Source organism: Pseudomonas sp. AP42 (assembly GCF_001728935.1).
Lineage (GTDB): Bacteria > Pseudomonadota > Gammaproteobacteria > Pseudomonadales > Pseudomonadaceae > Aquipseudomonas > Aquipseudomonas lactis.
Genome location: NZ_LYSO01000159.1, coordinates 1 through 11221, shown reverse-complemented (window position 1 = coordinate 11221; position 11221 = coordinate 1). Strand labels below are relative to the sequence as shown.

At 59.3% G+C, this 11221-nt stretch carries 9 protein-coding genes, 4 tRNA genes and 1 pseudogene; 4 read left to right on the top strand and 10 right to left on the bottom strand.

From position 1 onward, the window contains the following. Positions 1–296: 296 nt before the first annotated feature. Positions 297–584 (bottom strand): hypothetical protein, encoded by a 288-nt coding sequence (locus A7K61_RS28975; RefSeq protein WP_032892595.1) that lies wholly within the window; start codon positions 582–584, stop codon positions 297–299. Between the two features lie 28 nt (positions 585–612). Next, entirely contained in the window at positions 613–1716 is a 1104-nt protein-coding gene (locus A7K61_RS28970; protein WP_047710442.1) for a polyamine ABC transporter substrate-binding protein, read from the bottom strand. Positions 1717–1853: 137 nt separating this feature from the next. Between A7K61_RS28970 and A7K61_RS28965 the strand changes: the two genes are divergently transcribed. Further along, positions 1854–2645: a LuxR C-terminal-related transcriptional regulator gene (locus tag A7K61_RS28965; protein ID WP_044273038.1), complete on the top strand. Its 792-nt coding sequence runs from the start codon at positions 1854–1856 to the stop codon at positions 2643–2645. A 79-nt stretch (positions 2646–2724) separates the two neighbouring features. Here A7K61_RS28965 and A7K61_RS28960 read toward each other — a convergent pair. The 4 genes from A7K61_RS28960 to A7K61_RS28945 form a co-directional block, all read right to left on the bottom strand. Next, positions 2725–2800, bottom strand: a tRNA-Gly gene (locus tag A7K61_RS28960). A gap of 3 nt (positions 2801–2803) precedes the next feature. Further along, positions 2804–2879, bottom strand: a tRNA-Glu gene (locus A7K61_RS28955). 105 nt (positions 2880–2984) lie between these two features. Next, positions 2985–3060, bottom strand: a tRNA-Gly gene (locus tag A7K61_RS28950). Positions 3061–3063: 3 nt separating this feature from the next. Then, positions 3064–3139 (bottom strand) — tRNA-Glu (locus A7K61_RS28945). 359 nt (positions 3140–3498) lie between these two features. On the opposite strand from A7K61_RS28945, the gene A7K61_RS28940 reads away from it, so the two are divergent. Then, entirely contained in the window at positions 3499–4269 is a 771-nt protein-coding gene (locus tag A7K61_RS28940) for a hypothetical protein (protein WP_032900506.1), read from the top strand. A gap of 279 nt (positions 4270–4548) precedes the next feature. Beyond that, the gene (locus tag A7K61_RS28935) at positions 4549–5361 is read left to right on the top strand and encodes an alpha/beta fold hydrolase (protein WP_069558888.1); all 813 of its coding nucleotides are present in this window, start codon (positions 4549–4551) and stop codon (positions 5359–5361) included. Between the two features lie 36 nt (positions 5362–5397). Here the strand turns inward: A7K61_RS28935 and A7K61_RS34350 are convergent, their stop codons facing one another. The 4 genes and pseudogenes from A7K61_RS34350 to A7K61_RS28920 all read right to left on the bottom strand — a co-directional run bounded on the left by A7K61_RS34350 (position 5398) and on the right by A7K61_RS28920 (position 9853). Then, positions 5398–6240 carry a methyl-accepting chemotaxis protein gene (locus tag A7K61_RS34350; RefSeq protein WP_371914729.1) on the bottom strand — a complete coding sequence of 281 codons (843 nt, stop codon included), beginning with the start codon at positions 6238–6240 and terminating at the stop codon, positions 5398–5400. Between the two features lie 15 nt (positions 6241–6255). Beyond that, a pseudogene (locus A7K61_RS34345) lies at positions 6256–6483 on the bottom strand (HAMP domain-containing protein); the annotation flags it as partial. A gap of 995 nt (positions 6484–7478) precedes the next feature. Beyond that, positions 7479–8891, bottom strand: a complete 1413-nt coding sequence (locus A7K61_RS28925) for a PLP-dependent aminotransferase family protein (RefSeq protein ID WP_047710439.1) — start codon at positions 8889–8891, stop codon at positions 7479–7481. Between the two features lie 200 nt (positions 8892–9091). After that, positions 9092–9853 (bottom strand): SDR family oxidoreductase, encoded by a 762-nt coding sequence (locus A7K61_RS28920; RefSeq protein WP_003190072.1) that lies wholly within the window; start codon positions 9851–9853, stop codon positions 9092–9094. A gap of 228 nt (positions 9854–10081) precedes the next feature. Between A7K61_RS28920 and A7K61_RS28915 the strand changes: the two genes are divergently transcribed. Beyond that, on the top strand, positions 10082–11089 hold the full coding sequence (locus A7K61_RS28915; RefSeq protein ID WP_047710438.1) for an NADP-dependent oxidoreductase: 1008 nt from the start codon (positions 10082–10084) through the stop codon (positions 11087–11089). Positions 11090–11221: the final 132 nt, after the last annotated feature.

The following is an 11221-nucleotide window of genomic DNA, read 5'->3' as shown; positions in this document are numbered from 1 at the left end:
AAAAGTGAGCCGCCGTCAGGGCGGAACCCTAAGCGGCCGTTACCGCAGGAACGGATATGTACACAATCCAACTGTATTGACTGCCAGGCCGCCTTCGCGAGCAAGCCCGCTCACACAGTTTGATCGCGGGGTGTCAGGGAGATAGGCGTCGGCTGGCAGGCCGTCTTCGCAGGCAAGCCAGCTCCCACATTTAGATCACGGGGTGTCAGTTAGATCAGCGTCGGCTATCGGGCCGTCACGGGTTCAGCTTCGTATCGATGTTGCGTATCGCCCGTCGAGAGGTACACCCAGCAGAGTTATCGACGACGCCTGCGCAGCAAAGGCCAGTTGGAGGCGAGCGCACCCGGCTCAGCGTCACGCCCGGCAACTCGCACCAGGTCGGGAAACTCAAGCAACAAAGCTCGATTACCCCGGCCAATATGCTCCATCACCGCCAGGGTAATGTTTTCCCGCACCATGCCCGTCGAAACGTAATACATGGCCCAGGCCTGCTCTGGCGTACACAGGCCGATCTGCTCTTCAATCTCTTTGTAGGCCTTGTAGTCGTCTGACTCTAAATAGCGCTGATCACCGCCCTGGCGCATGCTGTCTCCCTCCCCGGCCCCATCCCCATCACGTACCGCTTTTAACCTTGGTCCAGACCCGCGTGCGAATACGCTCGGCCTTCAGCGGCAAGGGCTCAAGCGGAACCAATGTCGCCATGGTCTTTTTATCGGGATAGATCCAAGGGTTATCCCGCAACTTCTGCTCGACAAACTTCGTGGCATCTTTGTTGGCGTTGGGATAGAGCATGTAGTTGGACGTCTTGGCTATCACCTGTGGCCGCAGCATGTAGTTGATGAATTCCAGAGCGGCCTTTGGGTGGCGAGCGTCCTTGAGCAACACCCAGTTTTCAGACCAGACCAACGCCCCTTCCCGCGGCAGGCTGTAGGCAATCTTGCGGCCACTGTTGGACTTTTCATTAATCGCCTGCGCCGCCAGTGCACCATTGGCCCAGCCGACGACCGCACAGATATTGCCGTCTGCCAGGTCGGTGTCGATTCTCGACGAGTCGAAATAGAGTACATAGGGACGGATTTTCAACAATAGCGCCTGGGCCTTCTGGTAATCCTCTGGGTCAGTGCTGTTACTGGGCAGCCCCAGGTAGTGCAAGGCAATGGAAATGATCTCGCTGGGGGAGTCGAGCATGGCCACGCCACAAGACTTGAGCTTGCTGATGTTTTCTTCTTTGAAGATCAGGTCCCAGCTGTCCACCGGCGCGTCATCACCGAGTGCCGCCTTGACCTTATCCACGTCGTAGCCAATGCCGGTGGTACCCCAGACATAGGGCACGGCGTAGCGATTACCGGGGTCATTGACCGCCAGCAGGGACAGGATGTCAGGGTCGATGTGCGACAGATTACTCAACTGCGCACGATCCAATGGTTGCAACACCCCGGCCTTGATCAAGCCGGGCAATACATTGGAGGTGGCCACCACCAGGTCATAACCGGTGCGCCCAGCCATGACCTTGCTTTGCATGGTTTCGGCGCTATCGAAGGCATCCATATGCAGCTTGATGCCGCTCTCCTGCTGGAATTGCTTGGGCGTCTGCGGCTCAAGAAAGCCAAACCAGTTATACAGATACACCGAATTTTCAGCGGCGGCTGCGGGCGTGCTGATTACAGCGCCCATAAACGAAGCTAAAAAAATAGCTCGCAAGTGTGCTCGACTCATATGACTATCCCTGTCCACACGACGCGCCTTCATGGCTATCGTAAGCTCGGGGTGAATATACCGAGCCTCGACGAATAGTAAATACCTACAAGTACTTAGCTCTGGCCTGCAAAGCCCTAACCCTAAAGGGGTAGAACATGTCGCTTGACCTTCATAGCCTGGCTTGGCACCGATCGGTTGGAAAACTGATCATGCAGCTCAATCGCCCGGAGTTCTGGAGTTCGTTGATTCGCGTACTGAATGAATATGTGCAGATAGACAATTGGGTGGTGCTGGTTTTCGGCGACCACGCAGTGCGTGTGATCAGCCTGCCCGAGGTGGCAGACAGCGAAGAAATCGACGCCTTTATTCACCGCTATGTGAAAGGCCTGTATCTGCTGGACCCGTTCTATATCGCGGATCGAGAAAACCCACAGAGCGGGTTCTTCCATCTGCTCGATATTGCGCCGGAACACTTCCGGGAAACCGAGTACTACCAACAATATTTTGCGCAGTACATCTCGGTCGATGAGGCGCAATACAACGTACGGCTGGATGCCGACAGAACGTTGTGCATGTCATTTGGCAGCAACCTGCGCTTCACCCAGGCGCAGATAACGGTATTGGATATGATCAAGCCGTGGGTAACGGCAATGATGCATCAACGCATGGGCTTTGAAACTGACCCGGCAAAAAACCTCGCCGAGCCGACCCCATGGGCCGAGGCACTTACTCAGTTGGAAACACACGTAACGACGCGTGAAAAAGACGTGCTCAAGTTACTGCTCAGTGGGTTCTCCAACAAAGAGATCGCGGGCAAGTTGTCGCTGTCGACGGAAACCATCAAGGTTCACCGCCGCAATATCTACAGCAAGCTGAATATCAAATCTCAGTCGGAGCTGTTTGCGCGGTTTTTTATGCCACGGCAGGAGATTACCTCGACGCTTTGAAGGGGGGCGGTGCGCTGGCGCGGTAAATTGCGCACAAACAAAAACGCCGATCATCACTGATCGGCGTTTTCGTTAAATATGGAGCGGGAAACGAGACTCGAACTCGCGACCCCGACCTTGGCAAGGTCGTGCTCTACCAACTGAGCTATTCCCGCAAATGGCGTCCCCTAGGGGACTCGAACCCCTGTTACCGCCGTGAAAGGGCGGTGTCCTAGGCCACTAGACGAAGGGGACACGCTACTGAAACACATGGTGTGTGTTCCAGTGCCCAGAGGCCTTGTCCGAAGACTTGGTCCTGGTTTCACTCAATGCCGCCCGAGGGCCACACTGCTTGTAAATTGGAGCGGGAAACGAGACTCGAACTCGCGACCCCGACCTTGGCAAGGTCGTGCTCTACCAACTGAGCTATTCCCGCATATGGCGTCCCCTAGGGGACTCGAACCCCTGTTACCGCCGTGAAAGGGCGGTGTCCTAGGCCACTAGACGAAGGGGACACACGTACAACATTCACTCCCTACCGCGTTTCGCTGTGTGCTTTACGCTGTAAGTGGCGCGCATTCTATGGATGGATTGAAAGGTCGTCAACCCCCAAGGATAAATTTATTTAAATCAATGACTTCGCCATGGTTTCACGGCCTTCGCGGGCATTGGTACCGTCCGAGCCTTGGCGCCTATATTCTGGCGTTCGACAAGGCGCTATAGTTCACCCAGGCAAATGATGGCAATGTGCATCCATTCAGGCAATGCCTACCTATATAGAAGAAATCACCTGGGCAACTGGTCGATCGGTCCTATCCGCCGGATGACCCAGTCACTACACTCCACAGCAAACCCTATTAAAGAGGTCACACCGGTGACACCACTCATGATCACCCTGCTGGTAATAGCCGGGATCGTAATACTGATCGCCATTGGCTACATGAACCACGTGGTGGAAAACAACAAGCTGGAAAAGAAGCGCACCGAGATCGAGCTTAACGATCGGCTGCGTCGCTGCGGTGAAATCACCGAGACCTTCCCCGGCCAACTGATGACCCCAGCGCTCAAGCTGTTGCTGGCTCGCCTGGAGCTGAACGTCAACCAGCGCCTGTTGAACCTGAACAAGTCCAGCGCACCCCTCAAGGCGCGTATCACCGAACTGAATGCGCTGATCGCTCAAGGCGAGTCGATTCCGGTGGCCAACCCGCCGGCGCCGATCCAGACCGAAGCCAAGGCCAAGGACGTGCGCTTTCTGCTCGAAGCCCTGCACGGCCAAGTCACCCGCGCCGCCCAGGACGGCTTCCTGCCGACCAACGAGGCCAAGCACTGGATCAAGGAAATCCGGCATATCCTGGTGCTGCTGCACATCGAGTTTTTCAACAACCTCGGCCAGCACGCCCTGCTGCAAGGCCAACCCGGCCAGGCACGCCTGGCGTTCGAGCGCGGCGTGCAGTACCTGCGCAAACAGCCGGAGCCGGTGCTCTACAGCGCCCAGTTGCAACTGCTGGAATCCCAATTGGCGCGCGCCAACTCCACAGTGCTGACCAACAGCCAGCCTGCCGAGGACGAAGTCAACGAGTTGACCGAGGGCTTGAAAGTTGTTGACGCTGACGCCGAGTGGAAGAAGAAAGCTATTTACGATTGATGGCAACGCGAAGGCAATGTTCATAGCAACGAAGATCAAAGGTGGGAGCTGGCTTGCCTGCGAAGACGTCGGATCAGCAAAGATGGATGTTGACTGACCCGCCGCTTTCGCGAGCAAGCCCGCTCCCACAGTTCGATTGTGGGGTGTCAGGTAGGTGAGCATCGGCTCGCTGGCCAGCTCCCACAGTGAAATCATCACATGCCATCAATGTGCACCTATCCCCCCGCTCCCGACTAGCGTAAAAAAGTGCCCCTCACTCCGTGAAATTAGAGGCCTGTTATGCCTGTCGCCGTGATTGATGGACAACCGCTGCACTATATCGACCAGGGCGCCGGCCCCGTCGTGCTACTGGGTTCGAGTTACCTATGGGCCAGCGACATGTGGGCGCCGCAGATTGAAGCGCTGTCGCAGCAATACCGCGTAATCGTCCCCGAATTGTGGGGCCACGGGGAGTCCGGCCCGTTGCCAGCACTCACCCATTCCCTGGATGACCTTGCGCGCCAGGCCCTGGCACTGCTGGATCACCTGGACATCGCACAGGCCAACCTGGTGGGCCTCTCGGTCGGCGGCATGTGGGGCGCACGCCTGGCGCTGCTGGCTCCCGAGCGCATCAACAGCGTGGTACTGATGGACACCTACCTCGGGGCCGAACCAGAAGCAACGCGCCAGTACTATTTCTCGCTGTTCAAGATGATCGAAGACGCCGGGGCGATCCCCGAACCGTTGCTGGATGTGATCGCACCGATCTTCTTCCGCCCGAACATTGACCGAGAATCCGCGCTGTACCAGGATTTTCGCCAGTCATTGCAAAGCTTCCCCAAAGAACGCTTGCTGGACAGTATCGTGCCGCTGGGCCGGCTGATCTTCAGCCGCGAAGACATCCTGGCGCAATTACCTGGATTGGACTCCGACACCACCCTGGTGATGTGCGGCGAGCAGGACAAACCCCGGCCACCGGCCGAGTCCGAGGAAATGGCCGAACTGATTGGTTGCAGCCTGATCCTGATCCCCGAAGCCGGGCATATCTCCAGTCGCGAGAACCCGGATTTCGTCAACGAGGCGCTGCTGACCTTCCTCGCCAACCACGCCTGATCGCCCTGCCCTCAGATCGCAGCGCCTTCGCTGCGATCAAAGGCGGAAATGCCCCACCATGCCCTTGAGTTGCGCGCCCAACTGCGCCAACTGGATGCTTGAGGCGGCATTGTCTTGCATGCTCAACGCCGAATGATCGGCACTCGCCCGAATACTGGTAACGCTGCGGTTGATCTCTTCGGCCACCGAGCTCTGCTCCTCGGCGGCGGCGGCGATCTGTTGGTTCATCTGCTGGATCAATGAAACGGCCGCCGCAATGCTGCCCAGGGCCCCTTCGGTCTCCAGCGCATCACTGACCGCCAGCTTCACCAGCTCGCCACTCTGCTGGATTTGCTGCACCGAGGACTGCGCCGCACTGCGCAGCGTGCTGACCAGCCGTTCAATTTCCTCGGTCGATTGCTGGGTGCGCTTGGCCAGTGCCCGCACCTCATCGGCCACCACCGCAAAGCCACGCCCTTGCTCACCGGCACGCGCCGCCTCAATCGCAGCGTTCAAGGCCAGCAAGTTGGTCTGTTCGGCCACACTCTGGATCACACTCAAGACGGTACCAATGTTCTGGATTTGCGCACTGAGGCTTTCGATGCTGGCGCTGGCACTGTTGCTGGATGTGGCCAGCAGTTCGATACGCTGCAGGCTCATGCGCACCACCTGCTGGCCGCTATCAACCTTGGCATCCGCGGTCTGCGCGGCCTGGGCCGCCTGCTCGGCATTGCGTGCCACATCGTGCACCGTGGCGGTCATCTGGTTCATCGCCGTGGCGACCTGTTCGGTTTCGTCCTTCTGGCTGCTGACCTCGGCAGTGGTTTGCTCGGTGACGCTGGACAGCGAATGCGCGGAACTGGCGAGCTGTTCGATCCCCGTCTGCAACCCACTGACCATCTGGCTCAAGCTGTTGCCCATCTGCTGCATCGCCTGCATCAACTGGCCGATTTCATCACGCCGGCTGACCTCCATGCGCCCACTCAGGTCACCCGAGGCGATCTGCTGGGCCACGGCGATCACCGCGCGCAACGGCGCAACAATCAAGCGGGTGATCACCCACGCAGCGATCAAACCCACCAGCAGTGCCAGAGCAGATGAACCGATGATCAACAGCGTGCTGTGCTGCAACTGGGTTTGCATGGACTGGTCCTCGGCGGCGTACGCCTGGTTGACCCGGCTGACCACTTGCTCGGCGCGGTCATGCAATTGCGTGTAGACCACTTTTTCCTGGGCCAGCAGCCCGGTGTATTCGCCGAGCTTTTCACTGAACGACGCGATATGCCCGGCGACTTCATTGAGTACGGTCTGGTAGCCGGGGTCCTTGACCGTGGTTTTGAGTTTCTCGACTTCAGCCAGGGCCTGGTCGGCTTGCTCGATCTTGCCCTGCCCGGCGTCGTCTGCGTCTGCCCTGCGGCTCTGGTCCAGGCGCACCCGTGCTTCGTTCATGGCCTGCAACATCAGCCGCGACACCTGGCTGACTTGCCCTGCCTGCTCGATAAACTCCGCGCCCTCCTTGCCTTGGCTTTCCTTGAGGCCGTAGGCACCGTCATCCGCCAGCCCGGCTTGCAGCACATCCAGGTTATTGGCCACGCTGGACACCGACCAACTGGCCATTTCCAGGGCGAGGTCTTTGGTCTGGGTCAACTCGACGAACTCATCGAATGCCTGGCGATAGGCGACCAAGGCTTGCTCAACGTCGCCCATCACCCGCTCGTTGCTGGCGGACCGAGCCTTGAGGCGCGTGGCCTGGGCCAGCAGCGCATCGACACTGGCATGCAGGGCATCAACGGCCTTGGGGTCGGCGTGCAGCGCATAGTCTTGTTCGATCAAGCGCACCTTGAGCAGGTCGCTGTTAAGCGTCGACATCGACGTGAGGCCTTCGAAGCGCTGGCCGATGGTCTGCAGGGACCACACACCGATGGCCGCGACCAGGGCCGTCAGCAGCAGTACCAGGGTAAAACCCAAACCGATTTTTTTTGCCATACCGAGGTTGGCGAAACGTCGTTGCACGCCCGAAATCATTGCACTTGATCCTCTTGCAATGGCAAATGCCATAGGCCAGGTTTACAAGCAGCGAGATTCGCAACCCCGAGGCACTGAGCACAAGCCGCTGGCGCCGGAATAATGGCAAAAAGCTACATGTGCGTCGTTTTCAGAATGGTCGAGGTCGATCTTGCCGCGCCCATGGCGCGAAACAGCGTCAATGCGCGTTGATCGGCGGCGTAGGCCACATTGATACGCAGCCATTCGCTGCGCTCACCCGTGGGGCTGAACAACGCCCCCGGCGACAGCAACACACCGAGCCGCTGGGCGCAGGTTTGCAGCCGCGAAGGGTCGGCCAAGCCGGGTCGCGCCCACAGGAACATACCGCCCGCGGGCGCGGCAAATACCTGCCACTCTTCATCTTCCAGCACCTGCAACGTCGCGGCCATCTGCGCGTTCAGGCGCTTGCGCAGGCGCTGCACCCACTTACGGTAAGTGCCGTTACTCAACAACGTCGTCACCATGGCTTCGGCAAAACGTGAGGTGCCGATACCTGTCAGGGTCTTGAGTTGGGCCAATTGCGTGATGATCGCGGCACTGGCGCACAGGTAACCCACGCGCAGGGCGCTGCTCAGGGTCTTGGAAAAGCTCGACACATAGATCACCCGATCATCATGGGCCAGCGCCGCCAAGCGTGTGCAACTGGCATGTTGCAGGTCGCCGTAGACGTCCTCTTCGATAATCAGGAAGTCGCGCTCGCGTGCCAGCTCCAACAAGCGCTCCGCCACCGGACGGCTCAAACTGGTCCCTGTGGGGTTGTGATACAGGCTGTTGATGAACAGGCACTTGGGCCGGTGGGTGTGCAGCAGCGCTTCCAATGCCGGGATATCCGGGCCGCCACGGGTGCGCGGCACGTGCAGCAGCGTGACCCCCTGAAAGGCCAGTTGGCGATAGAGGTTGCCATACCCTGGGGTCTCGACCACCACCTCATCACCGGGCTTGAGCAGCGTGCGTATCAGCAGGTCCTGGGCATGGCTGGCGCCATGGGTGGTGAGGATACGGTCCAGGCTGGCGGGCACGTGTATCTGGGTCAGGCGCTTGAGCAGTTGTTCGCGCAACGCCGGCAGCCCCAGAGGCGTGCTGTAGTTGAACAGGCCGCCGGTGTCGGTACGGCTCAGTTCACGGATCGCGTAGCTGATGTCATCGCTTTCGCGCCAGGTGTCGGGTAGCCAGCCGCAGCCCAGCTTCAGCTCGCCCAGCGGGCCATCGGTAAAGGCGCCCCAGCCCTGTTCCGCACCTTCATACCAGTGGTTTTCGTGGGCCGTAGTGGGCTGCGCTACCACAAACCCCGAACCCTGCCTGGGGGCCAGCAGCCCCTGGGCCACCAACCGCTCGAATGCCTCGATCACGCTGGCCTGGCTCAGCAGGTTATCGAGGGCCAATTGGCGAATGGACGGCAAGCGTGTGCCAGGGCTCACCCCCTCCTTGCGAATCCATTCTGCCACCGCGCTGACGATCTGCTGAACAACCGGTACCTGGGCTTGTCGATCAATCCCTAAATCCATGAGCCACTCACTTAAACTGTCTGTTAACCCAAAACAGTTAAGCACAGAAGCCTGTTAAAACCGGTCGCCAACTTTTATTAAACTATTGATTTTATTGAGTTATTTACCTACTGAAACATATTCAGGCACAGCCCACTGCCCGCCATGGAAACGCCCCACAGCACCTGGCTCTGTTTTCGAATGCCGCGCGACCTGCTGTCCTAGATCGCCGTCGCGCCACCGTCCACCGCCAGGGCCTGACCGGTGGTAAACGCTGCGCCATCACTGCACAGGTACAACACGGCGCTGGCGATTTCCTCAACCTTGCCAATGCGTCCGACCGGGTGCATGGCTGCGGCAAACTCAGCCTTGCGTGGGTCAGCCTCATAGGCGCGGCGAAACATGTCGGTATCAATCACGGCCGGGCAGACGGCATTCACGCGGATTTTCTTCTTCGCGTACTCGATGGCCGCTGATTTGGTCAGGCCGATCACCGCATGCTTGGACGCCGCATAGATGCTCATCTTCGGTGCCGCCCCCAACCCCGCCACCGATGCGGTGTTGACGATGGCCCCGCCGCCCTGGGCCAACAGCAACGGCAGTTGATACTTCATGCACAGCCACACGCCTTTGACATTAACCCCCATGATGGCATCGAACTCATCGAGACTGCCGTCGGCCAGCTTGCCCTTTTCGATCTCGATGCCGGCGTTGTTGAAGGCGTAGTCCAGGCGCCCATAGGTGGCGACGGTCTGTGCCATCAACTGCTGCACGTCCGTATCGAGGGTGACGTTGCAGCGTACAAATATGCCTTCGCCACCGGCCTGGTGGATCAGTGCCACAGTGCCCTCTCCTCCCGCCACATCGAGGTCAGCGACCACCACTTTCAAGCCTTCGGCGGCGAATGCCAGTGCGGTGGCGCGGCCGATACCAGCGGCGGCGCCGGTCACCAAAGCGACCTGGCCGGAAAACGTCATGCTCATGGGAACTGTCCTGTGGGGTTAATTGCGGTGAAGCGAGTCTAGCCAACGCCGGCAGCCGCGCGTCAGCACTATCAGAAGGCCGGTTGGCGCTGCATGAATCGCAGTGATAAAGCCGCCCGGCTGATTATCAGCGAGGCCTATTGCCGGGCATTCGCCGGCCCCGCACCCCCTTGCCCTTCTGCCGCTGAGGGTCTATCACTCATGTTCCATTTCTAAAGAGTCCTTGCCATGACCGCCCAGACCAACCGCCAATTTCTGCTCGCCAAACGCCCGGTCGGTGCCGCCACGCGAGAGACCTTCACCTACCAGGAAGTGTCGGTGGGCGAGCCCCAGGACGGCCAGGTGCTGGTGCGCAACGAATACCTGTCCCTCGACCCGGCCATGCGCGGTTGGATGAATGAAGGTAAGTCCTACATCCCACCGGTAGGCATCGGCGAAGTGATGCGTGCCTTGGGCGTAGGCAAGGTGATTGCCTCGAAGCATCCGAACTTCGCGGTGGGGGACTACGTGAACGGTGCACTGGGCGTGCAGGATTACTTCCTCGGCGAACCCCGTGGTTTCTACAAGGTTGACCCTAAGTTGGCGCCCCTGCCCCGCTACCTGTCCGCGCTGGGCATGACCGGCATGACGGCCTACTTTGCTCTGCTGGAGACCGGCGCACCGAAAGCCGGTGACACCGTGGTGATCTCTGGCGCCGCCGGTGCCGTGGGCAGCATCGCCGGACAGATCGCCAAGCTCAAAGGCTGTCGCGTGGTGGGGATCGCCGGCGGCGCCGAGAAGTGCAAGTTCTTGGTCGATGAGCTGGGCTTCGACGCCGCCATCGACTACAAAAGCGAAGACGTGCCCGCCGCCCTCAAGCGCGAGTGCCCTAAAGGCGTGGACGTGTATTTCGATAACGTCGGCGGCGATATTCTCGACGCGGTGCTCAGCCGCCTGGCGCTCAAAGCCCGCGTGGTGATTTGCGGGGCAATCAGCCAGTACAACAACAAGGAAGCGGTCAAAGGCCCGGCCAACTACCTGTCATTGCTGGTCAATCGTGCACGCATGGAAGGCTTTGTGGTGATGGACCACGCGGCGAACTTCGCGGCGGCGGGTCAGGAAATGGCCGGCTGGATGGCCCAGGGCAAGCTCAAGAGCAAGGAAGATATTGTCGAAGGGCTGGAGACATTCCCGGAAACGTTGATGAAGCTGTTCAACGGCGAGAACTTCGGGAAGTTGGTGCTCAAAGTCAGCTGAAACAACACAAAAACAAATGTGGGAGCTGGCTTGCCTGCGAAAGCGGTGGGTCAGATTAATTAATCTGACCCACCGCCATCGCGGCATAGGTATCTACACAACTGTGCAGTTCGCCGCAGCCACCGGGTAACC